The 26627-nt window shown below is 69.2% G+C and carries 28 protein-coding genes; 8 read left to right on the top strand and 20 right to left on the bottom strand.

Annotated elements, in window-relative coordinates; genetic code table 11:
• Positions 1–8 precede the first annotated feature (8 nt).
• Positions 9–845 carry an FTR1 family iron permease gene (locus tag WS95_RS01970; protein ID WP_059822000.1) on the top strand — a complete coding sequence of 279 codons (837 nt, stop codon included), beginning with the start codon at positions 9–11 and terminating at the stop codon, positions 843–845.
• A gap of 85 nt (positions 846–930) precedes the next feature.
• Here WS95_RS01970 and WS95_RS01965 read toward each other — a convergent pair whose 3' ends face one another.
• The 8 genes from WS95_RS01965 to WS95_RS01930 all read right to left on the bottom strand — a co-directional run bounded on the left by WS95_RS01965 (position 931) and on the right by WS95_RS01930 (position 7779).
• Positions 931–1149 carry a hypothetical protein gene (locus WS95_RS01965; protein ID WP_034208572.1) on the bottom strand — a complete coding sequence of 73 codons (219 nt, stop codon included), beginning with the start codon at positions 1147–1149 and terminating at the stop codon, positions 931–933.
• Positions 1149–1616, bottom strand: a complete 468-nt coding sequence (locus tag WS95_RS01960; RefSeq protein WP_059821998.1) for a hypothetical protein — start codon at positions 1614–1616, stop codon at positions 1149–1151. The genes WS95_RS01965 and WS95_RS01960 overlap by 1 nt, the downstream gene beginning before the upstream one ends.
• A gap of 69 nt (positions 1617–1685) precedes the next feature.
• Positions 1686–2006 carry a helix-turn-helix domain-containing protein gene (locus WS95_RS01955; RefSeq protein ID WP_059821997.1) on the bottom strand — a complete coding sequence of 107 codons (321 nt, stop codon included), beginning with the start codon at positions 2004–2006 and terminating at the stop codon, positions 1686–1688.
• A gap of 173 nt (positions 2007–2179) precedes the next feature.
• Entirely contained in the window at positions 2180–4012 is a 1833-nt protein-coding gene (glmS, locus tag WS95_RS01950; RefSeq protein ID WP_059821995.1) for a glutamine--fructose-6-phosphate transaminase (isomerizing), read from the bottom strand.
• A gap of 54 nt (positions 4013–4066) precedes the next feature.
• Positions 4067–5428 carry a bifunctional UDP-N-acetylglucosamine diphosphorylase/glucosamine-1-phosphate N-acetyltransferase GlmU gene (gene glmU, locus WS95_RS01945; protein ID WP_059782436.1) on the bottom strand — a complete coding sequence of 454 codons (1362 nt, stop codon included), beginning with the start codon at positions 5426–5428 and terminating at the stop codon, positions 4067–4069.
• Positions 5429–5563: 135 nt separating this feature from the next.
• Complete coding sequence (ttcA, locus tag WS95_RS01940) at positions 5564–6559, bottom strand: tRNA 2-thiocytidine(32) synthetase TtcA (protein ID WP_059821994.1); 996 nt, start codon at positions 6557–6559, stop codon at positions 5564–5566.
• A complete protein-coding gene (locus WS95_RS01935) occupies positions 6556–6960 on the bottom strand; it encodes a dihydroneopterin aldolase (RefSeq protein WP_027785625.1) in 405 nt (134 codons plus the stop codon). Before WS95_RS01935 ends, ttcA begins: the two co-directional genes overlap by 4 nt.
• 75 nt (positions 6961–7035) lie before the next feature.
• Positions 7036–7779 carry an SDR family oxidoreductase gene (locus tag WS95_RS01930; RefSeq protein WP_059782432.1) on the bottom strand — a complete coding sequence of 248 codons (744 nt, stop codon included), beginning with the start codon at positions 7777–7779 and terminating at the stop codon, positions 7036–7038.
• 13 nt (positions 7780–7792) lie between these two features.
• Between WS95_RS01930 and WS95_RS01925 the strand changes: the two genes are divergently transcribed.
• Both WS95_RS01925 and WS95_RS01920 read left to right on the top strand, forming a co-directional pair.
• Positions 7793–8992 carry a class I SAM-dependent methyltransferase gene (locus WS95_RS01925; protein WP_059782429.1) on the top strand — a complete coding sequence of 400 codons (1200 nt, stop codon included), beginning with the start codon at positions 7793–7795 and terminating at the stop codon, positions 8990–8992.
• A 12-nt stretch (positions 8993–9004) separates the two neighbouring features.
• Positions 9005–9199, top strand: a complete 195-nt coding sequence (locus WS95_RS01920) for a DUF2905 domain-containing protein (protein WP_059782428.1) — start codon at positions 9005–9007, stop codon at positions 9197–9199.
• Positions 9200–9324: 125 nt separating this feature from the next.
• On the opposite strand, the gene WS95_RS01915 is transcribed toward WS95_RS01920, so the two are convergent.
• The 6 genes from WS95_RS01915 to WS95_RS01890 form a co-directional block, all read right to left on the bottom strand.
• A complete protein-coding gene (locus WS95_RS01915; protein WP_034208564.1) occupies positions 9325–9546 on the bottom strand; it encodes a hypothetical protein in 222 nt (73 codons plus the stop codon).
• Positions 9547–9643: 97 nt separating this feature from the next.
• On the bottom strand, positions 9644–10552 hold the full coding sequence (locus WS95_RS01910) for a carbohydrate kinase family protein (protein WP_059821993.1): 909 nt from the start codon (positions 10550–10552) through the stop codon (positions 9644–9646).
• Positions 10549–11829 (bottom strand): AGE family epimerase/isomerase, encoded by a 1281-nt coding sequence (locus tag WS95_RS01905; RefSeq protein WP_059821991.1) that lies wholly within the window; start codon positions 11827–11829, stop codon positions 10549–10551. The genes WS95_RS01910 and WS95_RS01905 overlap by 4 nt, the downstream gene beginning before the upstream one ends.
• Entirely contained in the window at positions 11826–12845 is a 1020-nt protein-coding gene (locus tag WS95_RS01900; protein WP_059782423.1) for a LacI family DNA-binding transcriptional regulator, read from the bottom strand. Before WS95_RS01900 ends, WS95_RS01905 begins: the two co-directional genes overlap by 4 nt.
• A 393-nt stretch (positions 12846–13238) precedes the next feature.
• The gene (locus WS95_RS01895) at positions 13239–15083 is read right to left on the bottom strand and encodes an EAL domain-containing protein (protein WP_059782421.1); all 1845 of its coding nucleotides are present in this window, start codon (positions 15081–15083) and stop codon (positions 13239–13241) included.
• Between the two features lie 302 nt (positions 15084–15385).
• Positions 15386–16414 (bottom strand): bile acid:sodium symporter family protein, encoded by a 1029-nt coding sequence (locus tag WS95_RS01890; protein ID WP_059821989.1) that lies wholly within the window; start codon positions 16412–16414, stop codon positions 15386–15388.
• Positions 16415–16762: 348 nt separating this feature from the next.
• On the opposite strand from WS95_RS01890, the gene WS95_RS01885 reads away from it, so the two are divergent.
• From WS95_RS01885 to WS95_RS01875, 3 genes are all read left to right on the top strand, one after another.
• On the top strand, positions 16763–17254 hold the full coding sequence (locus tag WS95_RS01885) for a hypothetical protein (protein ID WP_034208558.1): 492 nt from the start codon (positions 16763–16765) through the stop codon (positions 17252–17254).
• Between the two features lie 343 nt (positions 17255–17597).
• The gene (locus tag WS95_RS01880) at positions 17598–18674 is read left to right on the top strand and encodes a porin (RefSeq protein ID WP_034208557.1); all 1077 of its coding nucleotides are present in this window, start codon (positions 17598–17600) and stop codon (positions 18672–18674) included.
• 183 nt (positions 18675–18857) lie between these two features.
• Complete coding sequence (locus tag WS95_RS01875) at positions 18858–19820, top strand: LysR family transcriptional regulator (protein WP_059506450.1); 963 nt, start codon at positions 18858–18860, stop codon at positions 19818–19820.
• A gap of 115 nt (positions 19821–19935) precedes the next feature.
• On the opposite strand, the gene WS95_RS01870 is transcribed toward WS95_RS01875, so the two are convergent.
• Positions 19936–20895 (bottom strand): NAD(P)H-dependent flavin oxidoreductase, encoded by a 960-nt coding sequence (locus WS95_RS01870; RefSeq protein WP_034208555.1) that lies wholly within the window; start codon positions 20893–20895, stop codon positions 19936–19938.
• A 237-nt stretch (positions 20896–21132) separates the two neighbouring features.
• Here WS95_RS01870 and WS95_RS01865 point away from each other — a divergent pair, with 237 nt between their 5' ends.
• Positions 21133–22029 carry an alpha/beta fold hydrolase gene (locus WS95_RS01865; RefSeq protein ID WP_059821988.1) on the top strand — a complete coding sequence of 299 codons (897 nt, stop codon included), beginning with the start codon at positions 21133–21135 and terminating at the stop codon, positions 22027–22029.
• Between the two features lie 169 nt (positions 22030–22198).
• Here the strand turns inward: WS95_RS01865 and WS95_RS01860 are convergent, their stop codons facing one another.
• Positions 22199–22690 carry an Lrp/AsnC family transcriptional regulator gene (locus WS95_RS01860; protein WP_034208553.1) on the bottom strand — a complete coding sequence of 164 codons (492 nt, stop codon included), beginning with the start codon at positions 22688–22690 and terminating at the stop codon, positions 22199–22201.
• A 112-nt stretch (positions 22691–22802) separates the two neighbouring features.
• Between WS95_RS01860 and WS95_RS01855 the strand changes: the two genes are divergently transcribed.
• The gene (locus WS95_RS01855; RefSeq protein WP_059821986.1) at positions 22803–23705 is read left to right on the top strand and encodes a DMT family transporter; all 903 of its coding nucleotides are present in this window, start codon (positions 22803–22805) and stop codon (positions 23703–23705) included.
• 252 nt (positions 23706–23957) lie between these two features.
• On the opposite strand, the gene WS95_RS01850 is transcribed toward WS95_RS01855, so the two are convergent.
• From WS95_RS01850 to WS95_RS01835, 4 genes are read right to left on the bottom strand one after another with little or no spacing between them, the layout of a single operon-like run.
• Complete coding sequence (locus tag WS95_RS01850) at positions 23958–24164, bottom strand: DUF1289 domain-containing protein (RefSeq protein WP_034208551.1); 207 nt, start codon at positions 24162–24164, stop codon at positions 23958–23960.
• Positions 24161–24667 carry a YbaK/EbsC family protein gene (locus WS95_RS01845; RefSeq protein WP_034208550.1) on the bottom strand — a complete coding sequence of 169 codons (507 nt, stop codon included), beginning with the start codon at positions 24665–24667 and terminating at the stop codon, positions 24161–24163. Before WS95_RS01845 ends, WS95_RS01850 begins: the two co-directional genes overlap by 4 nt.
• 26 nt (positions 24668–24693) lie before the next feature.
• On the bottom strand, positions 24694–25626 hold the full coding sequence (locus WS95_RS01840; RefSeq protein ID WP_059821985.1) for a hydroxymethylglutaryl-CoA lyase: 933 nt from the start codon (positions 25624–25626) through the stop codon (positions 24694–24696).
• Positions 25627–25657: 31 nt separating this feature from the next.
• Entirely contained in the window at positions 25658–26599 is a 942-nt protein-coding gene (locus tag WS95_RS01835; RefSeq protein WP_059821983.1) for a 2-hydroxyacid dehydrogenase, read from the bottom strand.
• Positions 26600–26627 lie beyond the last annotated feature (28 nt).

The following is a 26627-nucleotide window of genomic DNA, read 5'->3' as shown; positions in this document are numbered from 1 at the left end:
ATACCGACATGCTGTCTACTGCCCTGATCGTCTTTCGTGAAGTGCTCGAGGCCGCGCTGGTGGTCTCGATCGTGATGGCCGCCACGAAGGGCGTGCCGCGGCGCGGCTGGTGGGTGGGCGGCGGGCTGGTCGGCGGCGTGGTCGGCGCCGGCCTGATCGCGGCGTTCGCCGACGCGATCTCGCAATGGGCGTCCGGCATGGGCCAGGAAGTCTTCAACGCGGGCGTGATGTTCGTCGCGACGCTGATGCTCGCGTGGCACTGCATCTGGATGAGCCGGCACGGCCGCGAAATGGCGCTGCACATGGGCGAGGTCGGCCGGGCGGTCGCGGCCGGCAGCCGGCCGCTGACGGGGCTCGCGATCGTGGTCGGCGTCGCGGTGCTGCGCGAGGGGTCCGAGGCCGTGCTGTTCCTGTACGGGATCGCGGCGGGCGACCCGGGCCAGACGCCGCAGATGATCGCCGGCGGGCTGCTCGGCGTGCTCGGCGGCGCCGGGCTCGGCTACGCGATGTATGCGGGCCTGTTGCAGATTCCGTTGAAGCGCCTGTTCTCCGTCACCAACGGGCTGATCGTGCTGCTCGCCGCGGGCATGGCGAGCCAGTGCGTCGGCTTCCTGCTGGCCGCCGGCCTCGTGCCGTCGTGGGGCGATGCGGTCTGGGACACGTCGTGGCTGCTCAAGGAGTCGAGCATCGTCGGCAAGGCACTGCATACGCTGATCGGCTATACCGCGCGTCCGGCGGGCATCCAGATCGCCGTGTACGTCGCGACGCTCGCGGCGATCGTCGTGCTGGCACGGCTCGTCGGCCGGCCGCGGCAGACGGTGAGGCCGCCGCACGCCGCGGCTTGAATGTTGCCGAGCTTCCGGGTTCGAATGAAAGAAGGGGCGTCATGGACGCCCCTTCTTTCATTCGGGATGCATGCGCCGGTGTCGGTCAGCTGTGGTTGTCGATCCACGCGCGCGCCCATTCGAGCCCCGCATCGCGTGCTTCGTCCTCGGTGTCGAACACGCCGAGCACGCCCGACGCCTCGACGAGCCGGTTGTTCTGCGTGATCGTGCCGCTCGCCGCGAAGCGCTCGGGCTGCATGATCTCCTCCTGCTGCAGGATCGCATGCCCCCAGATCTGGTAGCCGCGGTAGGTCTGCGCTTCCATTATCGGGTCACCTTCGCGGAGCGGCCTTGCGTGCCGACCTGCAGCACGTTGCCGTCCGGCGTGTATTGACGCGGGATGTCGGAGAAGGTGAGCGCGCGCGTCGTGTCCGGCGCGGCGGGCTGCATCACCGTGAGACGCCCGGGTGCGGGTTGCGCAACGGGGCGCGGGGTGGCCGGGGTGTCGGGCGCGGCGGCGGCCGGGCGGTGCGAGCCGGCTTTCATGGCCTGCGCGACGCGACGCTTGTGCGGTTTCGCGGCGGCTTTCGGCGTGGCGCTCGCGTGCTTCTCCGCGCTCTTGCCGGTGCGCGCGTCGGCGCCCGGGCGGCCGGCCGGCGTGCGGGCATCCGGCGTCCGAGCCGCGGGCTGCCGCGCCTCGGGCGGGTTCCAGACCTCGACGTAGTGCTCGGCGGCCCAGCCCGTCGACGCGAACGTCAGCGCCAGCAATCCGCATCCAAACAGTCTTACCATTGTCTCTCCGTCATATTCGTTGCGGCGCGCCCTGCCGGGGCCGACCCTGTGCATTCGGGGAATGCCGGCTCAGGAGAACACCTCGAGCCCGTGTTTCTCGACGATCTGGAGCATGCGCGCGGCGATGCCGCTCGGCCGCTTGCCGCCCTGTTCCCATTGGCGGATCGTCGATGTCGTCGTGTTCAGGTAGAGCGCGAACACGCTCTGGCTGACGTTGACCGACTTGCGAATGCGGGCGATCGCTTCCGGATCGAATTGCGGCGCGGCTTCGATGCAGAGATCGTCGTATTCGCGCATCGTCTTCTTGTCGAGCAGGTTGGCGCGATAAAGCCCCGATGCGGCGCTGTGGACCGCCTCCGTCGCGTCGCGCTTGAATCGCGTTTTAGCCACTGCAAATCTCCACATGAAGACGCGTCGTACGGAAGCAGGCCGGTCGAGCCGGCCGGGCGTGGCACAGGATTATATGCCACTAAGTGGTACCTATTTCGACCTGGCCGGATGGCCTGCCGCACGCCGATGCGACGCCCGGACGGACCGGCGACGGCCCGTCCGGCCAGACAGCCTTACTCCACCGTCACCGATTTCGCGAGGTTGCGCGGCTTGTCGACGTCGGTGCCGCGCGCACACGCGGTGTGATACGCGAGCAGTTGCAGCGGCACGACGTGCAGGATCGGCGACAGTTGCCCGTAGTGCTCCGGCATCCGGATCACGTGCAGGCCGTCGTCGTTGACGATCTGCGTGTCGGCATCGGCGAACACGTACAGCTCGCCGCCGCGCGCGCGCACTTCCTGCATGTTCGACTTCAGCTTCTCGAGCAGCGTGTCGTTCGGCGCGACCGTGACGACCGGCATCGCTTCCGTGACGAGCGCGAGCGGCCCGTGCTTCAGTTCGCCGGCCGGATAGGCTTCCGCGTGGATGTACGAGATTTCCTTCAGCTTGAGCGCCCCTTCGAGCGCGATCGGGTAGTGCAGCCCGCGGCCGAGGAACAGCGCGTTTTCCTTGCGCGCGAATTCTTCCGACCACGCGATGATCTGCGGCTCGAGCGCGAGCACGCTGTTCAGCGCGGCCGGCAGGTGGCGCAGCTCCTTCAGGAATTGCGCTTCCTGCGCGGCGTCGACGTGCCCGCGCAGCTTGCCGAGCGTCGCGGCCAGCACGAACAGCGCGACGAGCTGCGTCGTGAACGCCTTCGTCGACGCGACGCCGATCTCGGTGCCCGCGTGCGTCAGGAACTGCATGTCGGTCAGGCGCACCATCGCGCTCGTCGCGACGTTGCACACGGCGAGCGTATGCGTGTGGCCGAGCGACTGCGCATGCTTGAGCGCCGCGAGCGTGTCGGCCGTCTCGCCGGACTGCGAGATCACCAGCACGAGCTGGCGCGGGTTCGGCACCGACTCGCGGTAGCGGTATTCGCTCGCGATCTCGACCTGGGTTGGAATCTTCGCGATCGATTCGAGCCAGTGCTTCGCGGTGAGGCCCGAGTAGTAGCTGGTGCCGCACGCGAGGATCAGCAGGCTGTCGATCTGCGCGAACGCGGCGGGTGCGGCGTCGCCGAACAGCGTCGCGTCGAAGGCGTCCGTCTGCGGCACGGTGTCGCCGATCGCGCGCGGCTGCTCGAAGATTTCCTTCTGCATGAAGTGGCGATAAGGCCCGAGCTCGACCGCGCCGCCGTATGCGCTGACGACGCGGATCTCGCGCTGCACGGTGGCGCCGTGGCGATCGACGATCGTCACGCCGTCGAGCGACAGCTCGCACACGTCGCCTTCCTCGAGGAACGTGAAGCGGTCGGTGCTGCCCGCGAGCGCGAGCGCATCGGACGCGAGGAAGTTCTCGCCGTCGCCGTGGCCGACGACGAGCGGCGAACCCTGGCGCGCGCCGACGACGGTGTGCGGCTGGTCCTTGTGGATCACGGCGATCGCATACGCGCCGTGCAACTGGTGCACGGCTTCGCGCACCGCGTCGAACAGGTTGCCGCGGTACAGGCTGTGCACGAGGTGCGCGATCACTTCGGTGTCGGTCTGCGACACGAATTCGTAGCCCTTCGCGCGCAGCGCGTCGCGTAGCGGCTCGAAGTTCTCGATGATGCCGTTGTGCACGAGCGCGAGCGCGTTCGACGAGAAGATCGGGTGCGCGTTGTGCGTGACGGGCGCGCCGTGCGTGGCCCAGCGCGTGTGCGCGACGCCGGTCGTGCCTTCGAGGTGCGATTCGCGCACCTGCGCGTCGAGATCGGCGACGCGCGCGACGCTGCGTGCGCGCTTCGGGGCGCCCGGCGTAGGGGCGCCCGGCTCGAGCACGGCGACGCCGCACGAGTCGTAGCCGCGGTATTCGAGGCGCCGCAATCCCTCGATCAGCACCGGAACGATATTACGTTGCGCAACTGCGCCGACAATGCCGCACATGTATGGTCAATCCTGTCAGTCGACGCGGGCGCCGCGCGGGCGCCCGCAAAAGGTTCAGCTCTTCTTCTTGACCGGGCGGACGTAGCCGCTCTTCGCGGTCTGCGTCTTCTCGTTCAATGCGAGGACGCCTTCGGCGACGTCCTTCCAGATCGTCGTGCCGGCGGCGATCGTCACGCCGCGGCCGACGCGCACGGGCGCGACGAGCTGCGTGTCGGAGCCGACGAACACGTCGTCCTCGATCACGGTGCGGAACTTGTTCGCGCCGTCGTAGTTGCAGGTGATCGTGCCCGCGCCGATGTTCACGCGCGCGCCGATGTCGGCGTCGCCGATGTACGTGAGGTGATTCGCCTTCGAGCCGTGGCCGATCACCGCGTTCTTCACCTCGACGAAGTTGCCGACGTGCGCTTCGTCCGCGAGCTGCGCGCCGGGGCGCAGCCGCGCGTACGGGCCGATCACGGTGTGCGCGCCGAGCTCGGCGCCGTCGATGTGCGTGAACGCGTCGATGCGCGTGCCCGCGCCGATCGACGCGTTGCGGATCACGCAGTTCGCGCCGACGGTTACGTTGTCGGCGAGCGTCACGTTGCCTTCGAACACGCAGTTCACGTCGATCGACACGTCGCGGCCGCAGCGCAGCGTGCCGCGCACGTCGACGCGCGCCGGATCGGCGAGCGTAACGCCGTCGGCGAGCAGCGCATCGGCGACGTTACGCTGGTGAATGCGCTCGAGCTCCGCGAGCTGCGCCTTGCTGTTCACGCCGAGCGTTTCCCATTCGTCGTCGGGCTGCGACGTGACGACCTCGAAACCGGCCTCGATCGCGAGTTCGACGACGTCGGTCAGGTAGTACTCGCCCTGCGCGTTTTCGTTCTTCAGCGCGCCGAGCCACATCGACAGCTGGGCCGTCGGCGTGACGATGATGCCGGTGTTGATCTCGGCGATCTTCAGCTCGTCCGGCGACGCATCCTTCTGCTCGACGATGCGCGTGACGAAACCGGACGCGTCGCGCACGATGCGGCCGTAGCCGGTCGGATCGTCGAGCGTGACGGTCAGGATCCCGTAGCGGCCCTCGCGCGCGGCATCGACGAGGCGCCGCAGCGTCGACGCGCGCGTGAGCGGCACGTCGCCGTACAGCACGAGGGTCGGCTGGGCGGGATCGAGCAGCGGCAGCGCCTGACGGACCGCATGGCCGGTGCCGAGCTGCTCGGCCTGCACCGCGAACTGGACGTCGGGTGCGGCGACGGCGGCCTGGACCTGCTCGGCGCCGTGGCCGACGACGACGACGAGCCGGGACGGCTGCAGCGTGCGCGCGGTGTCGATGACGTGGGAGAGGAGCGGCCTGCCGGCCAGGGGGTGAAGCACTTTCGGCAGCGCGGAACGCATGCGCTTGCCGGTGCCTGCCGCCAAAATCACGATATTCATGGCGCGCGCTTGGTCAGGGAGTTCGAAGCCGTCCATTTTAGCATGCGGCCCCCGCCGTTCCGGGCCTGCCGCGGCGGGCGCGCCACGCCGGAAAGGGCGCTCGGCGCCCGCTTCCGGCGGGTGTTCGGGCCCTGCTTACAGGTCGTCGAACTGGACGATCGAGATCGGTTGCGCGGCGCCCGGCGCCGCCGAGTCGTCGCCCGACGCGCACGGCTCCTCGTCGAACGCGATGTCGCCTTGCGGGTCGGCTTCGCCCGTCGCGCGCAGCGACTGGAACGGGTACAGCGTCGTGTCCATCAGGTGCGACGGCACGACCTTCGCGAGCGCGTTGAACATGTTGTCGACGCGGCCCGGGAAGCGCTTGTCCCATTCGCGGATCAGCGCCTTCATTTCCGCGCGCTTCAGGTTCGGCTGGCTGCCGCACAGATTGCACGGGATGATCGGGAATTCGCGCAGCTCCGCGTATTTCTCGAGATCGGTTTCCTTCACGTACGCGAGCGGGCGGATCACGATGTTCCTGCCGTCGTCCGACTGCAGCTTCGGCGGCATCCCCTTCAGCTTGCCGCCGTAGAACATGTTGAGCAGCAGCGTCTGCACGATGTCGTCGCGGTGATGGCCGAGCGCGATCTTGGTCGCGCCGAGCTCGCCGGCCACCCGGTACAGGATGCCGCGACGCAGCCGCGAGCACAGCGAGCAGGTCGTCTTGCCTTCCGGCACGAGCCGCTTGACGATGCTGTAGGTGTCCTGGTTCTCGATGTGGAACGGCACGCCGACCTGTTTCAGGTATTCGGGCAGCACGTGCTCGGGGAAGCCCGGCTGCTTCTGGTCGAGGTTCACCGCGACGATGTCGAACTCGATCGGCGCGCGCTCGCGCAGGCGCAGCAGCACGTCGAGCATCGCGTAACTGTCCTTGCCGCCCGACAGACACACCATCACCTTGTCGCCGTGCTCGATCATGTTGTAGTCGCCGATCGCCTGGCCGACCTGGCGCACGATCCGCTTGAACAGCTTGTTGTTCTCGTACGCTTCCTTCTGCTCGCGGCGCGTCAGCGCCTGGCGGCCGGCCGGGGCGGCGGTTTCGTCCAGCGTGGCGGCGTCGGCCGCCGTGTCGTTCATGTGGGGGGCGTTCATGCGCGCTCCTCGTCCTTGATGCGAAAGACTTCGACGCCGACGGCGTCGCAGTCCGGATAGGCGTCCGGTTTCTCGGTACGGACGCGTACCGCGCGCACGGCGTCGTGCGCCAGCAGGTGCGCGGCGATCGAATCGCACAGCGTTTCCTGCAGGTGGATGTGGCCGCGCGCGAGGCACTGCGCGACGCTCTGCTTCATCAGATCGTAGTCGACGACTTCGTGCAGCCGGTCGTCGACGGGCGTCGACTGCGCGAGCGGCACGAACAGGTCGACGTTGATGACGACGCGCTGCTCGCCGCGCTTCTCGTGTTCGAAGGCCCCGATGTTGATGTGCACCTCGTAGTCGCGCAGGTAGAGCCTGCGGCAATCCGCGAGGCGGGGGTGCAGGAGAGCGGAAAACATGGTCGTCCCAATCAAATTGGCGTGCGCGCACGCAAAGCGGCGCGGGCGGCGGCGGTCACGCCGCGCCCGCGCGGTTCATTCATTCGGGCCGGCGGCGGGCGGCACCAGGTGCTCGCCGCCGTCGACGGTCAGCGTCGCGCCCGTCACGCCGGGCGCGCTCGCGAGATAGCAGGCGGCCGCCGCGATGTCGTCCGCGTGCGGCGCGTGGCCGCGCACGAGCGCCGCGACCCGCACCTTCGGCGCGAGCGCGAGCGCGAGCGCCGACGTCGCGCGGTTCAACGCGGCCTGCATCAGCGCGTGCGACAGCTGCGCCGGTGCCGGGTGAAACAGGGCCTGATCCAGTACGTGGATCGCGCACGCGCGCAGCGCTTCGTGCTCGCGCGCGGCGTCGGGCGTCGCATCGGCGAGCGCGCGGGCCAGCGCGAGCGGCGCCGTCACGTTGCGCGCGAGCGCGGCGGCGAGCGACGCGGCGTCGACCGTGTGCGCGTCGTCGGCGCCTGCGCTGGCGCTGACGAACACCGCGCACGCGGGCCGGCCGAGCGCGTCGCCGCATGCGGCGACGAGGGCCGCGGCATCGGCTTCCAGGGCCGGATCGGCGTCGAGCACGGCCGCGCGGCGGCCGAGCGCCGCGACTTCGGCGACGAGCGCGTCGGCGGCCGCGCGCGGCGCGCCGTGGCTGCGCTGCAGCGCGACGTCCCAGCCGCGGCGTGCGAAACCCGTCGCGAGCGCGCGGCCGATCGACGCGGCGTCGGCCGTGCTGCCGAGGGCGCCCGTGACGAGCACCACGCGTGGGGTCGACGTATCGGCTGAAACGGTCATTTACAATGCCGGGATGAACCCGAAAGCTCACGAACCCGCTAGTTTACCTGCTCCCGGCCCCGACGCGCTCGCGCAGTCCGAAACCCTTGCCGCGCAACTGCGCGACGAGATCGCGGCGGCCGGCGGCTGGCTGCCGTTCGACCGCTTCATGGAGCGTGCGCTGTATGCGCCGGGGCTCGGCTATTACAGCGGCGGCGCGCGCAAGTTCGGGCGCCGCGCCGACGACGGCAGCGACTTCGTCACCGCCCCCGAGCTGTCGCCGCTGTTCGCGCAGACGCTCGCGCAACCGGTGGCCGAGGCGCTCGCGGCGAGCGGCACGCGCCGCGTGATGGAATTCGGCGCCGGCACCGGCAAGCTCGCGGCCGGGCTGCTGGCGGCGCTCGACTCGCTCGACGCGCCGGGCGTCGAACTCGACGAATACCTGATCGTCGACCTGTCCGGCGAGTTGCGCGAACGGCAGCGCGAGACGATCGAAGCCGCGGTGCCGGCGCTGGCCGCGAAGGTGCGCTGGCTCGACGCGCTGCCCGAGCGGTTCGACGGCGTCGTGGTCGGCAACGAAGTGCTCGACGCGATGCCGGTGCGGCTGTTCGCGAAGGCGGACGGCGCATGGCGCGAGCGCGGCGTCGCGCTCGACGCGCGGCAGGCGTTCGTGTTCGACGATCGGCCGGTCGGCGCAGCCGGCCTGCCGCCGGTGCTCGCGACGCTCGACGTCGACGACGGCTACGTGACCGAAACGCACGAAGCCGCGCTCGCGTTCACGCGCACCGTCTGCACGATGCTCGCGCGCGGCGCGGTGCTGCTGGTCGACTACGGCTTTCCCGCGCACGAGTACTACCACCCGCAGCGCGACCGCGGCACGCTGATGTGCCACTACCGTCATCACGCGCACGACGACCCGTTCGCGTACCCGGGCCTGCAGGACATCACCGCGCACGTCGAATTCACCGGCATCTACGACGCGGGCGTCGCGACCGGCGCCGACCTGCTCGGCTACACGTCGCAGGCGCGCTTCCTGTTGAACGCGGGCATCACCGACGCGCTGGCCGCGATCGACCCGTCCGACATCCGCGCGTTCCTGCCGGCCGCGAACGCGGTGCAGAAACTGATCTCGGAGGCCGAGATGGGCGAGCTGTTCAAGGTGATCGCGTTTTCGCGCGGGATCGACGGCACGCTCGACGCGTTCGCGCGCGGCGACCGCTCGCACGCGCTCTGACCGGAGGGGCGGATGCTGCGCTGGCTGATGGCGTCGTTCGTGGCGGTGATGATCCTGACGCGCTGCTGGCCGTGGCTCGGCAAGCTCGGCGTCGGGCGGATGCCGGGCGACGTCACGCTGACGCTCGGCGGGCGGCGCTATCCGTTCCCGTTCATGTCGACGCTGGTGCTGACGATGCTGGTGTCGATGGTGGCGCGGCTGCTCTGAGCCGAAGGCGGCGGCGCGTCGCGGCCGGGCCGCGGCGCGCGCACGAGGGACGATCGATGACGGCGCGCGCGTGACGGCGCGCAGTGCAGTTCGCGCGTTACGGTTCACGCATTACAGTTCGCGCATCACAGTTCAATTTCGCCGAGGATCCGGTGCGCGAGCGCCTTCGCTTCCTCGAACGCTTCTTCCTCGCTCGAACTCGTCGTGTGGACGTCGTAGCGCATGTTCTCCGTCTCGTCGCCGTCGTCCCGCGCGAGGATCACGTAGCCCTGGAACTGGCCGTTGTCGGCGCGGTGCGTATGCGCCTTGGCCGTGTAGATGCCTTTGGTGAACGTGTTCGTGTCCATCGTGCCTCTCCCGCAATAGGACACTTCATCGTAGCACTGCGGCGCAGCATGTACAGCGCCGCTTATCGGCGACCGATCACCGCGCCGCCCCTGCCCGTCACCGTTCCAGCAGCGCCACGACCTCGTCGAGCGTCGGCGCATGCGCGCCCGTGTGCCGGCACGCGGCGGCGCCGGCCGCCAGCGCGAACGCGAGATGCTCGCGCCAGCCGCGCTGCGGCGCGGCCATCAGGCTGAACAGCAGGCCGCCGATCGACGCGTCGCCCGCGCCGACGGTGTCGGCCACCTCGACGCGCGGCGGGCTGGCCTCGTGCACGTCGCCGTCCGCATGGAGCGTCGCTGCCTGCGCGCCGCGCGTGACGAGCACGGCCGCCCGCGGGTTCAGCGCGCGCACCGCCGCGATCGCGTCGGGGCCGTCGCCGCCGAACAGGTGCCGCAGGTCTTCGTCGGACACCTTGATCAGGTCGGCGAGCGCGGCCATCTTCTCCAGCGTCGGCCGGTAGGCGGCCGTCATCAGGTTGCGCACGTTCGGATCGAAGCTGATTTTCACGCCGCGCGCGTGCAGATCGGCCGCGAGCGCGGCCAGCGTGCCCGCGAGCGGCTCGCGCACGAGGCTGATGCAGCCGAAATGCGCCCATTTCACGTGATCGGTCCAACCGGCCGGCAGCCGGGCGGGATCGAACGCGAGGTCGGCGCTCGCTTCGCCGATGAAGAAGTACGCGGGCGGACGCGTCTCGTGGACGATCGCGAGCAACGGCGGCCGCGCGACGCGCTGCAGGAAGCGCAGGTCGAGCCCGGCCGCTTCGCTCGCGCGCCACAGCACGTCGGAGAAGCAGTCTTCGCCGATCGCGCCGGCGAGCGCGCTCGGCACGCCGAGCCGCGCGACCGCGCGCGCGACGTTCCAGCCGGCGCCGCCCGGCACCGACGTCCACTGCGCGTCGCCCGCGCGCACCATGTCGGTCAGGATGTCGCCCGCCGACACGAAAGCCGGAAACGTGCCGCCGCTCATTGCGTCGGCTCGCTGCGTTGCGTGCGCGCGAGGGTCGCGAGCACGTCGTAGCATGCGCCCATCGTGTGATAGTCGGTCTTGCCGGCCGGGCTCTTCTCGTCGCTGTACTTGCGGTTGTCGCAAGTGAGGATCCGGTACCACGCGCCGTAGCGGTGATCGACGAAATGCGCCCAGCTGTAGCGCCAGATCTCGTCGTACCAGTCCCAGAAGCGCTCGCTGCCGGTGCGCGCGCCGAGCATCGCGGCCGCCGCGAAGGTTTCCGCCTGCACCCAGAAATACTTGTTGTGGTCGCAGATCGTGAAGTCGGGGCCGAAGCCGTAGCAGAGGCCGCCGTGATCGGCATCCCACGCATGCGTGAGCGCCGCGTCGAACAGTTCGGCCGCGCGCGGCGCGAGCCAGTCGAGCGGGCGGTGCCGCTCGAGGATCAGCAGCAGCTTCGCCCATTCGGTCTGATGCCCGGGCTGGAAGCCCCACGGACGGAAGATGTTCGAGCTGTCTTCCTTGTTGTAGTCCCAGTCGATCGACCAGTCCGCATGGTAGTGCTCCCACACGAGCCCGCCCGACAGCGCGGCCTGACGTTGCGTGATGTGGGAGGCGAGCTTTTCCGCGCGATCGAGGTACGTGAGATGGCCGGTCGCCTCGTAGGCGGCGAGCAGCGCTTCCGTCATGTGCATGTTCGCGTTCTGGCCGCGATACGACGACACGTGCCAGTTCGGCGTCGCGTCGTCCGCATACAGGCCCGCGGCCGCATCCCAGAAGCGGTGCTCGGCGAGTTCGTAGGTGGCGGCGATCAGTGGGCGTGCTTCGTCGATGCCGGCCATCGTCGCGTGCGCGGCCGCGAGCAGCACGAATGCGAGCCCGTAGCAGTGGCGCGTGCCGTCGAGCGTCGCGTGCTTCGCGCCGTCGCGCCAGTCGAGCTCCCAGTCGTAGCCCTGCAGCGCGTCGTCCCAGTGCGCGTCGCGCAGGAAGCGCAGCCCGTGGCGCGCGTACTCGAGGTGGCGCGGGTCGCCGAAATGGCGGTACGCCATCGCGTAGTTGAAGACGAAGCGGCAGCTGCTGACGAGGTGGCGCGACGTGCGGTTGTAGACGCTGCCGTCGTCGCGGAAGTAATGGTGGAAGCCGCCCGTCGGGTCGAATGCGTGGGCCGCGTAGAAGCGCAGCGTGTCTTCGATGTGCGACAGCAGGAACGACGGGTCGCGGAAGCTCGCGACGAACGGTGCCGCTTGTGCGTGGCTGACCGGCGCGGCGGCGCGGGATTGGACCGGGGGCATGTTCATGATTCTTGGACCGTGGCGGGATCGAGTGCCGGGGAGCCGGCGGGCTGGCTGCTGGCCCGCACGATCAGCTCGACGGGCAGGGAAATCTCGGTGCGCTCGGGCGCTTCGGCGAGCAGCAGTTCGACGCCGCGGCGGCCGAGCGCCTCCTTGTCGACCGCGAGCGTCGTGAGCGGCGGGCTCGCGTGCGCGGCGGCCGGGATGTCGTCGAAGCCGACGATCGCGATGTCGTCCGGAATCCGCAGGCCGCGCGCGAGGCACACGCGCTGCGCGGCCAGCGCGGCCGCGTCGTTGTACGCGAACACGGCTTCCGGGCGCGGGCCGGGCGCGTCGAGCAGTTGCTCCATCGCACGCGCGGCGCCCGTGTCGGGGTCGAGCCCCGCGTCGATCGTCACTTCGTAGGCGGGGTCGAACAACCGCCCGGCTTCGAAGAACGCGCGCCGATAGCCGATCGCGCGCTGCGCGATGCTGTAGTGCGCGGCCGAGCCGCCGATGAAGGCAATCCGCGAGCGGCCGGTGGCGAGCAGGTGGCGCATCGCGAGCGCCGCGCCCGTCGCGTTGTCGATGTTGACCGAGCGCAACCCGGGCGCCCACAGGTCGATCAGCACGAGCGGGCGGCCGGTCGCGGCGAGCGCCTCGATCGTCTCGGGCTCGATGAAGCCGGCGACCGCGATCGCGTCGGGCGCGTGCGGGCGCATCTGGCGCAGCACGTCGTCGTTCGGGCCGACCGTGAGCAGCGTCGGCACGATGCCGCGCTCGCGGCAGGCGTCCTCGACGCCGTGCAGCACGTGCGAGAAGAACGGGCTCGCGGGAAAGCGGTTGTGCTGGCGGTGCAGCAGGAAGGTGAGCCGGCGGATGCGCGGGCGCAACTGCGCGGAATCGTAGCCGAGCTGCCGCGCGATCTCGACGATGCGCGCACGCGTGGCTTCGGACAGGCCGGGCTGGTTTTTCAGCGCGCGCGACACGGTGCCGATCGAAACCTCTGCCGCCCGCGCCACATCGCGAATGGTCGTACCCATCGTTCGGGGTCCGGTTTGTTTAGGGTGGAAGCGATTGTATAGTAAAAATTATCGCGGAATTCGGGCCGGATAACCGGGGAATACCCGCGAATAACGGCTGTTTAGGCACTAATCTGCGAAAACGCCGTTACTAAAAATACTAAACAAAACGAGAAAAAGGCAAGGTGGGGTGTGCAGGCGTCTGGCGGTGCCGGCCGAGCGCGGCAATAAGCGGCGGCCGCCCGTGCGCGTCGCGGGCCGGCGTGAGGGCGCGCCGCGCCGCGGCGGTCGCGTGCGACGGCGGCAAGCCGAGGCTAACAGCCCGGCCTTGCGCGGAACGGGCATCGGGCGGGGCGCCTGTGCGCGGGCGTTTTCCGTGCGCAACCCGTGCGCCCCCGGGCCACCGTCCGCCGTTCAGCCCGTCGCCATCGCAACGGCCGGCGGTTCGCCGCGATGGCGCAGCGCCGCGCGGCCGGCATCGAGGTCGACGACCGCGAGCCCGTCCGGCCGCTGCTTCGCCCGCCGCTTCGCGAGCGCCGCGACCGACGCGATCTCGTCGCTCCCGTAACGTTTCGCGCCGTGCGCGCCGGCCGGCACGCCGACCGCGCCGATCGCCATCGTCACGAAGCCGAAGAACGCCGGGTTGCCGTGGCGGTCCTCGCCGCGCAGCCCGCCCGCCTGCCGGTCGGCCTGCGTGTAGAAGAGCTGCGCACCGTCGTTGAAGCGCGCGATCGCGTCGGCGGCGCGCTCGCGCCAGTCGTCGCGCTGAAACAGCACGAGGAAATCGTCGCCGCCGACGTGGCCGAGAAAGTCGCGCTGCGGATCGCACACGCCGGCCAGCACCGTCGCGGCGAACTTCAGCACTTCGTCGCCCTGCCAGTAGCCGTACTGGTCGTTGAACGGCTTGAACTGGTTCAGATCGACGTAGCACGCGTGAAAGCCGGCGTCGCGCTGGAGCAGCCGGTCGATGTGCGCGCTGATCGGGATGTTGCCGGGCAGGAACGTCAGCGGATTCGCGTAGCGCGCGGCCTCGATGCGCATCTCGGTCACGGCGCGCACGAGGCTCTCGCCGGTGCCGAGCCCGACATAGCGGCCGTGTTCGGTGATCACGAAGCCGTCCGCGAGATAGCGCTGGTCGTGGCTCGCGAGCAGCATCGCGAGTTGCTCGAAGGTGGTCGCGTTGTCGATCATCAGCGGCGCATCGTTCGCGAACTGCAGGCACGGCTTCTTCCCGAACACCTCGCGGTGATACGGCAGCGCGAAACGGTCGATGAAGCCGCGGCGATTCACGAGCGCGACGGGCCGCCCGCGCTCGACGAGCGCGACCGCGTGCAGGTCGGGCATCCGGTTGAACAGGTCGAGCACGTCGTTGCTGGTCGCGTCGCGCGGCAGCGCCGGGGCGGGCACGAGCATCTTCCCGGCGATCGTGCCGGCCGGCCGCACCGCGCGCGTCACGCCCGGGAACACCGCGATGTGCGGCGTGCGGATCGCGTCGCGCGCGGCCGGCGCGACCACTCGCGACGGCTGCGCGTCCGGCCGGCCGAGCAGGAAGCCCTGCACGCAGCAGATGCCCATGTCGCGCACGACGATCAGATCGCATTCGTTCTCGATGCCTTCCGCGATCAGCTTCGCGCCGCTCGCGTGCGCGAAGTGCTGCATCGCCTTCACGGCTTCGAACTTGAGCGGGTCGTGCGCGATGTCGTGGATGAAGAAGCGGTCGATCTTCACGACGTCCGGGTGCAGGCGCAGCCACAGGTTCATGCTCGCGTTCGCGGTGCCGTAGTCGTCGAGCGCGAACTGGATGCCGGCATCGCGCAGCGACGCGACCGCCGGCCCGATGTCCGCGAGATCGGGAATCGCGTGCTGCTCGGTGAGCTCGATCACGATGCGCTCGGCGCCGATCCGCGCGCGGCCGAGGAACTGGCGTGCGCGCTCGCGTTCGCCGGCGAGCGTGAGGATGGTGCCCGCGCTGAAATTGAGGAACAGCTTGCCGTCGCAGCCGAGCGCCGCGAACGCGTCGAGGCAGGTGAGCGCGGCGGCCCGTTCGAGCGCGATGGTTTCGCCTTCGCGCGCGGCCTGCGCGAACAGGGCGGCGGGCGGCTCGAGGTCGGTGCCCCGTGGCCCGCGGATCAGCCCTTCGTAACCGACGACCGTCCCCGAGCCGAGATCGACGATCGGCTGGAAAACGGCGGCGAGCGCGCGATCCGCGATCAGGCGCGTGGTGCGGGCGACAGCGGGATCGGAGTGGGGCGCGGGCATGGGCGAGGGCAGCCGAATCGACGGGACGCCCAGCTTAACGGCAGCGCTCGCGGAGAATTGAATGAAGATTTCGTGACGCGATGGGCGTTGCCGGTGCAACGTGCCCGGCTGGGGAGCGGGTTGGGAGGGGGAAGCGGGAAGCGGGAAGCGGGAGGCGGGAGGCGGGAGGCGGGAGGCGAAAGGGGGAAGGCGGAAGGCGGAAGGCGGAAGGCGGAAGGCGGAAGGCGGAAGGCGGAAGGCGGAAGGCGGAAGGCGGAAGGCGGAAGGCCGCCGGCAGCGGCCATCGCGCCCCCGCGGACGCGTCAGCGTTTGCTCGTGCTCAGCGCGCCGGACGCGGCCGTCGCGTCGCCCTCCTCCTCGCCGCTCGTGTCGCGGGCGCCCCAGCGCTGCGCGAGCGCCGCGCACGCCATCAGCTGGATCTGGTGGAACAGCATCAGCGGCAGCACGATCGCGCCGACCGCGTTCGCCGAGAAGATCACCTTCGCCATCGGCACGCCGGCCGCGAGGCTCTTCTTCGATCCGCAGAAAATGATCGTGATCCGGTCGGCGCGGTTGAAGCCGAGCCGCTTGCCGACGAACGCGGTCAGCAGCAGCGCGATCGCGAGCAGCACGACGTTGACGACGAGCAGGCCGCCGAGCGCGCGCGGCGGAATCTGGTGCCACAGCCCCTCGTTGACCGCCTCGCTGAACGCGACGTAGACCACCAGCAGGATCGAGCCCTGGTCGACGAAGCGCAGCACGCCGCGATTGCGGTCGATCCAGCCGCCGATCACGGGCCGCAGCAACTGGCCGGCGATGAACGGCACGAGCAGTTGCATCACGATGCTGCCGACGGTGCTCCACGGCGACGCGGCCGCGGCCGATTGCGACGTGATCATCAGCCCGACGAGCGCCGGCGTGACGAAGATCCCGAGCAGGCTCGACGCCGATGCCGCGCACACGGCGGCCGGCACGTTGCCCTTCGCGATCGACGTGAATGCGATCGACGACTGGACCGTCGACGGCAGCGTGCACAGGAACAGCACGCCCGCATACAGCGTCGGCGTGACGAGCGGCTGCAGCACGGGTTTCAGCGCGAGCCCGAGCAGCGGGAACAGCGCGAACGTGCTGAGCAGCACGACCGCGTGCAGCCGCCAGTGCGTCGCGCCCGCGACGACGGCTTCGCGCGACAGTTTCGCGCCGTGCAGGAAAAACAGCAGGCCGACGGCGATGTTGGTCGCCCAGTTGAACGCATGGGCGGCCGGGCCGCGGCAAGGGAGCAGGCTCGCGAGCACGACGGTGCCCACGAGCGCGAGCGTGAAATTGTCGGGAAGAAAACGGGGACGGGCCATCGGGGAAACTCGATTCGGACATGGCGAAGGCGCGCGTCGCGCGCGCGGATGGCGTCATTGTCGCGGTTGGCGATTCACTACACAAATTCATTGTGCGAATCGATTGATGAATCATGTGCATGAGACGCCGGCCGTCGCACTTGCCCGGCCACGCGTGAAACCGTAGAACGATGTGCTGTCGCGACCGTGCGCCGAAGCGAAAAAACCTAGCAGTAACATGGTGTTACACCGATGCCGGCGACATAACACTTTTTGGCTCGACACACTTTCCGCCCGCTCATAAATTATTGCTGAAAGCCTTGGGTCGGCCGAAAGGAGCCGACGGCGGGCGTCGATGGGCACGGAACGATGACGGAACGGGTGAAACGGAAGATCGGACGATGGGCGGCAGGCGTGCTCGGCGCGCTGCTGATGCCGCTCGCGCTGGCCCAGCCGCCCCACGGCGGTCACGGGTTCGGCGGCCACGGCTTCGGCGGCGGCGACATGCGTGCGTACGGTCAGCCGGCCGGCGCCGCCGGCGGCGACCCGGTCTGGCGCCGCGTGCCTGCGCCTGCCGGCGTGCGTCCCGGCGGCGTGAGCGCGTCCGGTTCCCGCTGGGGGCTGCGCCCGACGCCGTCGTACGGCCATTACGCCGCGCAAAGCCCGTATCGGCCGATCAGCGCCGAAGTCCGCCAGATGCCGCGCCCGCCGGGCGGCGGCAACGTCCCGCTGCGGGCCGGCTCGATCCGCGCCGACGTCGCCCGCTACAACGAGGAGCGCGGCGGCCGCCCGATGCCGCCGCCCCGCTCGCAGGAAGAGTCCGCGCACTCGCCTTCTTTCTCTTCGTTCTACCGAAACTGAGCGCTGCGGCGCTCGTCCCGTTGCCGGCTGATGCGAATTCGCCACAGTCGCGCGCAGATTTCCGCTGATTTTCCCGCCGCATTGCGCTATCTTTCGCGCCCGGTACGCGCATGCCACGCCGCCGCCCGCCCGTGCGACCCCGTTCGCGTCGGGCCGCCGCGTGCGTCCGGCCATGGACACATTCCGCGAAGTTAATGCTGGCGCTATACCCGCAATAAGTGTGCGCAATTTTGGCCGGGCGAATGATCCGTAAAGATGGCTGCGCCCCACGACGCAAGCACTCGGCTCCAAACAACAACGCTCGCGCCACTCATCGACTATTCGACAAAACCCTGGAGATCCCATGAAAGCATTCGCCCGCCGTGCATCGCGCACGTCCGTCAAGCTGATCGCCGCAGCCGCCTGCGTGGCGGCCGCCGCACCCGTCCATGCGCAGTCGAGCGTCTCGCTCTACGGGCAGGTCGACGAGTGGGTCGGCGCCACCAAGTTTCCGGGCGGCGATCGGGCGTGGAACGTGTCGGGCGGCGGGATGTCGACCTCGTACTGGGGCCTGCACGGCGCCGAGGACCTCGGCAGCGGCTACAAGGCGATCTTCACGCTGGAGAGCTTCTTCCGGGCGCAGAACGGCCAGTACGGCCGCTTCCAGGGCGACACGTTCTTCGCGCGCAACGCGTACGTCGGCATCAGCTCGCCGTACGGCACGGTGACGGCAGGCCGCCTGACGACGCACCTGTTTCTGTCGACGATCCTGTTCAACCCGTTCTACGACTCGTACACCTTCTCGCCGATGGTGTACCACGTGTTCCTCGGCCTCGGCACGTTCCCGACCTATCCGAGCGACCAGGGCGCGGTCGGCGATTCGGGCTGGAACAACGCGGTGGGGTATACGTCGCCTTCGTTCGGTGGCCTGAATTTCGGCGCGATGTACGCACTCGGCAACCAGGCCGGCGACAACCGTTCGAAGAAGTGGAGCGCGCAGTTCAACTACGCGAACGGTCCGTTCGCGGCGACCGCGATGTATCAGTACGTGAACTTCAACAACGGCCCGCAGGATCTGAGCGCGCTCGTGACCGGCATGAAGAGCCAGGGTATCGCGCTGGTCGGCGCGACCTACGACCTGAAGCTCGTGAAGCTGTTCGGCCAGTACATGTATACGAAGAACGATCAGGTCGCGGGCAGCTGGCACGTGAACACCGCGCAAGGCGGCGTGTCGGTGCCGATCGGCGTGGGCAACGCGATGGCGTCGTATGCGTACTCGCGCGACGCGGGCGGCCTCGACCAGACGCGCCAGACCTGGGCCGTCGGCTACGACTATCCGCTGTCCAAGCGCACCGACGTCTACGCGGCGTACATGAACGACCACATCAGCGGCCTGTCGACCGGCAACACGTTCGGCGCCGGCATCCGCGCGAAGTTCTGACGCACCCGCGCGATCGGTGCGCCGGCCGCGCGCGTCGAACGCGCGTGCCGGATGCATGTTTTCCCGCCCGAAACGGCGCCGCCACCCGCGGCGCCGTTTTGCCTTTCTTGACCTTTCTGTTTCCTCGCCTTTGTTACCCTATCTCGTAATTGGTTGATTCCCCCGGGATTGCGAGCTAGTTCGATGGATACCCTCGTCAGCATGAATGTGTTTCGCTACGTCGTCGAAGTGGGCAGCTTCGTCGGCGCGGCCGAGCGCATGCAGATGTCGGCGGCGATGGCGAGCAAGCACGTGATGCACCTCGAGCAGCAGCTCGGCGCGCGGCTGCTGCATCGCACGACACGACGCGTCGCGCCGACCGAGGCGGGACGCGAATACTACGAGCGCCTCGTGCAGGCGCTGTCCGAACTCGACGAAGCCGGCCAGGCCGTCGGCGCCGCGAGCGTGGTGCCGCAGGGCAGGCTGCGCGTGACGTCGCTGTCCGCGTTCGGGCTGCGGCACGTGATGCAGGCCGTCACCGATTACGCAGGCCGCTTCCCGGACGTGACCGTCGACATGACGCTGTCCGATCGCGTGGTCGACCTGATCGAGGAAGGCTACGACGTCGCGGTGCGCGCGGCGCCGAACGGATTGAAATCGTCGTCGCTGGTCGCGCGGCAGATCGCGACCGCGCACATCCTGCTCGTCGCGTCGCCCGACTATCTCGAGAAGCGCGGCACGCCGCAGACGATCGCCGATCTCGCGAATCACAACTACCTGCGGCGCGATTCGAATTCGACGATGCTCGATTCGCTGATGATCGACGCGGCCGCCGCGTCGCGCGTGAGCCTGAACGGCAACCTGATCGTGAACCATCTCGAAGGGCTGCGCGCGGCCGTGCTCGCCGGCGCGGGCATCGCGCTGCTCGGCACCGAAGTGGTCGGCGACGACATCGAAGCGGGCCGGCTCGTGCCGGTGCTGCTCGATTCGGTGCCGCCGCACGAGGCGCCGATCTATGCGGTGTACGCGAGCCGTCGTCACGTCTCCGCGAAAGTGCGCTCGTTCGTCGATTTCCTGGCCGCGCGTTTCGAAGGGCAGTCGCTGTGCCCGTCGATCGAATCGAGCCTGCGCGTGCTGCCGATCACGCGGATGAAGCGCGCGGTCTGACCCGCATCGTCCGCCGCGGCGGGACAATGAAAAAAGCGCGAACCGCTGCGGTTCGCGCTTTTTTTTCGATTCGATGCGCTCGCACCGATGGCGGCCGCGACGGCCGCCGCATCCGTCAGCGCGGGATGCCGAGCCGCGCCTTCGCGTCGTCGTACTCGCGCTTGAGCCGCTCGACGAGCGCGCCCACGCTCGGCAGATCGTCCATCAGGCCGACGCCCTGGCCGGCGCCCCAGATGTCCTTCCACGCCTTCGTCTTGTCGCTGCCGAAATTCATCTTGGTCTTGTCGGATTCCGGCAGCGCGTCCGGATCGAGGCCGGCCTTCTCGATGCTCTCGCGGATGTAGTTGCCGTGCACGCCCGTGAAGAGGTTCGTGTAGATGATGTCCGACGATTTCGCGTTCAGGATCGCGTGCTTGTAGTCGTCGATCGCATGCGCTTCCTGTGTCGCGATGAAACGCGTGCCCATGTACGCGAGGTCGGCGCCCATCGCCTGCGCGGCGAGGATCGAGCCGCCGTTCGCGATCGAGCCGGACAGCACGATCGGACCGTCGAAGATCTTGCGCACTTCGCCGACCAGCGCGAACGGCGACGTCGTGCCCGCGTGGCCGCCCGCGCCGGCCGCGACGAGGATCAGCCCGTCGACGCCGGCTTCGAGCGCTTTCTGCGCGTGGCGTAGGTTGATCACGTCGTGCAGCACGATGCCGCCGTAGCCGTGCACCGCGTCGACGATCTCGCGCGCCGGCGCGCGCAGGCTCGTGATGAAGATCGGCACCTTGTGCTCGACGCACACGCGCACGTCGTGCTCGAGCCGCGCGTTCGACTGGTGGACGATCTGGTTGACCGCGATCGGGCCGATCGTCGCATCGGGGTGCTTCGCCTTGTGGTCGGCGAGTTCCGACTGGATCTGCGTGAGCCACGCGTCGAGCAGTTCGGCCGGACGCGCATTGAGCGCGGGGAACGAACCGACGATGCCCGCCTTGCATTGCGCGAGCACGAGTTCGGGATAGCTGACGATGAACATCGGCGACGCGATGACGGGTAGCGTCAGGTTCTGCAGGACGGTGGGCAATGCCATGTGATGTCTCCAGTCTCCGGGGGCGTTGCGGTCGGACGGTATTCGAGTGTAGCTGCGCGATTGGAAGTTCATATTAATACGAACGGTCGTGCGATTCTACGCGAGCTTAACAAACTCCGCGGTGTGCGGGCAATCGAGTGAGTGTTCTCTTTCTACGGTTTCGGGTGACGACGCCGCCATGAAGACGCGCCGGCGCTTCTAAAATAGCCGCCATAACAAACCAACGAGAAACAAACCATGTCGTTTGAGGCGTTTGCACCGTTTCGCGTGACGGTGCAGGACACCGACATTTTCGGTGTCAAAGGAGGCGCGGGTCCGCCGCTGCTGTTGCTGCACGGACATCCGCAGACCCACATGATCTGGCATCGCGTTGCCGCGACGCTCGCGAATCACTTCACGGTGATCGCCACCGACCTGCGCGGCTACGGCGCATCGGGCCGGCCGCCGAGCGACGCGCGGCACACGCCGTATTCGAAACGGTCGATGGCGGCGGACCAGGTCGCCGTGATGCGGCATTTTGGCTTCGCGCATTTCCACGTGTGCGCGCACGATCGCGGCGCGCGGGTCGCGCACCGGCTCGCGCTCGATCACGCGGATGCCGTCGAGCGGATGATGCTGCTCGACATCGCGCCGACGCTCGCGATGTACGAGAAAACCGATCGCGCGTTCGCGACCGCGTATTTCCACTGGTTCTTCCTGATCCAGCCCGAGCCGCTGCCCGAGACGCTGATCGGCGCGCACACCGATGCGTACATCGAGCGCGTGATGGGCAACCGGTCGGCCGGGCTCGCGCCGTTCGCGCCCGAGGCGCTCGATGCGTACCGGGCGGCGCTTGCGCAGCCCGGCGCCGTGCATGCGATGTGCGAGGACTACCGCGCGTCGGCGACGATCGATCTCGAGCACGACCGTGCGGATCTCGAACGCGGCAACAAGGTCGCGTGTCCGCTGCGCGTGCTGTGGGGCGAGCACGGCGTCGTCGGCCGCTGCTTCGATCCGCTCGACGAGTGGCGGCGTGTCGCGCGCGACGTCAGCGGCCGCGCGCTCGACTGCGGGCACTACATTCCGGAAGAGGCACCCGACGCGCTAATCGACGAACTGCTCGCATTCTTCGACGCGCGCGAACCGGCCGCGTGACGGTGCGGGCGGCGGCGCGCGCCGCGCGCGGATGGGAGACTGAGCCGCCCGCGGTTGGCGAGGCGGATCGCCTGCGGTTGGGGAGGTGGGGCGCTCGCGGCCGGGAGGCAGATCGTCTGCGGCTGACGAGGTGCGCCGACCACGGCTGGCGAGGCGAGTCGCCTTCGGCTCAGCGATGCGCGTGCTCGTCTTCGACGAGCGGCGGCAGGCGCCGCGGCACGGGCGTCGATTTCACGATCGCGGTGCTCGTCTCCGCGCGTTCCGTCACCTTCGACAGGATGTCGTCGAGGTGCTCGATCGTGCGCAGGTAGAGCCGGCAGATGAAGCAGTCGTCGCCGGTGACCTTGTCGCATTCGACGAATTCGGGAATCCGCCGCAGCAACTCCTCGACCAGATGCAACTGACCCGGCAGCGGCTTCACGCGGACGATCGCCTGCAGCGTGTAGCCGAGCGCGCGCGGATCGAGCTCGACGGTGAACGCGGCGATCACGCCCTGCGCCTCGAGCCGCCGCACGCGGTCGGCGGTCGCGGGCGCCGACAGCCCGATCTGCCGGGCGAGCTCGCTGGTCGCGATGCGCGCGTCGTCGGCCAGCGCGGCGAGAATCGCGCGGTCGGTCGCGTCGAGCGCCGCGACGGCGGGCGGGGAAAGGCGTTTCGGCATGATCGCTTTGCTTTCGAAGGTGAATCGGATGATTCACTTCAGTTTAGCCATGGTCGCGGCGAAAGCAAGTTTCTAGAATCGAAGTCATCCACTCTCTTGAACGGAGTTCATGATGGCCTCGAATGAAATGCGTCGCGGCGCCGCCGAGATGATCGTCGCGATGCTGATGTCCGGCACGATCGGCTGGCTCGTGATGTCGTCGCAGCAGCCGCTGACCAATGTCGTGTTCTTCCGCTGCGTGTTCGGCGCCGCGACGCTCGCGATCGTCTGCGCGGCGTTCGGCTTCCTGCGCCGCTCGCTGTTCTCGCCGCGGATGCTCGTGCTCACGACGCTCGGCAGCCTCGCGATCGTCGCGAACTGGCTGCTGCTGTTCGCCGCCTATTCGCGCGCGTCGATCTCGATGGCGACGGCCGTCTACAACACCCAACCGTTCATGCTCGTCGCACTCGGCGCCATCGTGTTTCGCGAGCGGATCACCGCGTCGACGGTCGCATGGCTCACGCTTGCGTTTGCCGGGCTCGTGTTCGTGGTGCGCGTCGAACCGGCCGTGCTCGCGGTGCCCGGCGAGTATCTGGAAGGCGTCGCGCTGTCGCTCGGCGCCGCGTTCCTGTATGCGATCTCGTCGATCATCACGAAGCACCTGAAGGGCACGCCGCCGCATCTCCTCGCGCTGCTGCAGGTCGGCCTCGGCATCGTGCTGCTCGCGCCGTTCGCGCACTTCGACACCTTGCCGGCGACGGCCGGGCAATGGGCCGACCTGATCGTGCTGGGCATCGTCAACACGGGGCTGATGTACGTGCTGCTGTACGGCGCGGTCCAGAAGCTGCCGACCGCGATGACGGGCGCGCTGTCGTTCGTTTATCCGGTCGTCGCGATCGCCGTCGATCGCGTCGCGTTCGGACAGACGCTCGCGTGGACGCAGGTGTTCGGCGCGCTGCTGATCCTGCTCGCGGCGGCCGGTGTGAACCTCGGCTGGCGCATCGTGCCCACGCGTCGCGCGGCGGTCGGCAACTGAAACGGTCGTACGATTCGGCGCGGTTGCGCGCGCGCCGCGTGCCGTCGAACGCGCGTGTCGGGAACGGACATTGCACGCCAAATGGCGTCACGCGCGCGTCGCGCGCGGCCGCAAAAAGCGCTGTAAGAAGTTGTAGGGAAACACCCGATGCGATGCGCTCGCGTCGCTCGTATGATGCGGGCTGTGACGTTGATCACGTTCACAGGATTCCGATCTCGATGCCGTTCGCCCGTGAGGCTGAACGGCTTTTTTTTATGTCTCGCTGCCCGCGATCAGGCGCCGTCGCGCGTCCAGCCGCGCGAGCAGCGCGCGCCTCGCATCGTCGTCCGACGTACGCCATTCCTTGATCTCGCCGCGCGTGCGCAGGCAACCCGCGCACCAGTCGGTGCGCGGATCGATCCGGCAGACGTCGGTGCACGGCGACGCAACCGTGGCGACCGGCATCGTCGCGTCGCTCATGCGGGTTCCCGCAACGCGACGTCCGCGACCGGCGCGCCCGTCAGCGACACGAGTTCGTGCGGCGACAGGTTGAACACCGCGTGCGGATGGCCGGCGGCGGCCCACAGGCTGTCGAGCGCGAGCAGGTCGGCGTCGATCAGCGTGACGGGTTCGACCAGATGGCCGATCGGGCAGACGCCGCCGATCGCATAGCCGGTGTTGTCGCGCACGAACTTCGCGTCCGCGCGGCCGACCGGCCCGACCTGCGCGGCGACCTTCCTTTCGTCCACGCGGTTGACGCCGCTCGCGACGACCAGCACGGGCGCGCCGTCGGCCTGCCGGCGAAACAGGATCGACTTCGCGATCTGCGCGACCGAGCAGCCGAGCCCGGCCGCGGCCTCGGCCGACGTCTTGCCGGTTTCGGCGAGCATCACGATGCCTTTCGCGTGGCCGCGCTCGCGCAGCAGCAGCGCGACGCGTCGCGCGGAATCGGGGAGGGAATCGAATGAAGCGGGTGTCGTCATGTCGAGGAATCCGTGGAGCGAGGTGATCAGACGCAGTTCGCGGCGTCGGCCGCGCTCTGCGCCTTGGCGAGCAATGCACGACCGGCGCGCGACACGTTTGCGCGCCCGATCGCGTTCGAGATGAAATCGCCGGCCGCGACGACCTGCGCGAGATCGATGCCGGTATCGATGCCGAGGCCCTGCATCAGGTACAGCACGTCCTCGGTCGCGACGTTGCCGGTCGCGCCCTTCGCGTACGGGCAGCCGCCGAGGCCCGCGACCGACGCGTGGAAGATCTCGATCCCTTCGAACAGCGCCGCGTAGATGTTCGCGAGCGCCTGGCCGTAGGTATCGTGGAAGTGGCCCGACAGGCGTTCGCGCGGGAACACGCGCGTGACCGCCGACAGCACTTCGCGCGTACGCTTCGGCGTGCCGACGCCGATCGTGTCCGCGATGTCGATCTCGTCGCAGCCGAGCGCCGCGAAGCGTTCGACGACGTCGACGACCGACGCGACCGGCACCTCGCCCTGGTACGGGCAGCCGAGCGCGCACGACACGCTGCCGCGCAGCCGCAGGCCCGCGTCCTTCGCGGCCTTCGCGACGGGCTCGAAGCGCGCGATGCTCTCGGCAATGCTGCAGTTGATGTTCCGCTGCGAGAACGCCTCGCTCGCCGCGCCGAAGATCACGACTTCGTCCGCGCGTGCGGCGAGCGCATTCTCGAAGCCCTTCAGGTTCGGCGTGAGGACCGAATACACGGTGCCCGCGCGGCGCGCGATGCCGGCCATCACGTCGGCGCCGTCGGCCATCTGCGGCACCCATTTCGGCGACACGAACGACGCGGCCTCGACGTTGCGGAAGCCGGCGCGCGACAGCCGGTCGACGAGCGCGATCTTCACGTCGGTCGGCACGAAGGTCTTCTCGTTCTGCAGCCCGTCGCGCGGGCCGACTTCGACGATCTTGACGGCGGTGGGGAGCGTCATGGTTGTCTCCTGGTTGCTCTTTGTGCGGAATTCAGTAGCCGCGCGCGTAGTCGACGATGCCGCTCACGGGCGCGCCGCGCTCGAACGCGCGGATCTTGCCGGCGATCTGCTCGACCGCTTCCGCGCGCAGCGTCTCGGCCGAGCTGTGCGGCGTGATCGAGATGCGCGGCGCGTGCCAGAACGGATGGTCGTCCGGCAGCGGTTCGTGCTGGAACACGTCGAGCGTGGCCGCGGCGACCTGGCCGCTCGCGAGCGCGTCGAGCAGGTCGGCTTCGACGAGATGCGCGCCGCGCGCGACGTTCACCACGTACGCGCCGCGCGCGAGCCGCGCGAACGCGCGCGCCGACAGGATGCCGTCGGTGTCGCGCGTGCTCGGCAGCAGGTTGACGAGCACCTTCGCGCCGCCGATGCACGCGTCGAATGCGCCGTCGCCGGCGAAGGTCGCGACGCCGTCGAGCTGCTTCGCGCTGCGGCTGTAGCCGCGCACCGGCAGACCGAGCGCGGCGAGCGCGCGGGCGACCTCGGCGCCGAGCACGCCGAGGCCGAGGACCGCGACGGTGAAGCTCGCGCGCGCATGCGGTTCGAGCGGCTGCCAGCGGCGCTCGCGCTGCTGCAGGTCGTATTCGTCGAAACGGCGCAGGTAGCGCAGCACCGCGTGCGTCACGTATTCGACCATCTGCTGCGCCATGCCCGAGTCTTCGAGCCGCACCAACGGCACGTGCGCGGGCAGCGTGCCCGGATGCGCGCGCTCGAGCGCGAGCAGCGCATCGACGCCCGCGCCGAGGTTGAAGATCGCGCGCAGGCCGTCGCGCGGTGCGAAGAACTCGCGCGGCGCGCGCCACACGAGCGCGTAGTCGGCGGCGGCCGTATCGCCCGGCTGCCATGCGCGCAGTTCGGCTTCCGGCAGCGCACGCGCGATCTCGTCGCGCCATGCGTCGGCGTCCTGATGCGGCGAATGGAACAGGATCTTCATTGCACGAGGGCGCGCGCGCCGGCGCGGC

This window comes from Burkholderia sp. MSMB1826, assembly GCF_001526325.1.
GTDB lineage: Bacteria > Pseudomonadota > Gammaproteobacteria > Burkholderiales > Burkholderiaceae > Burkholderia.
This window is presented reverse-complemented; position numbering and strand designations above follow the sequence as displayed.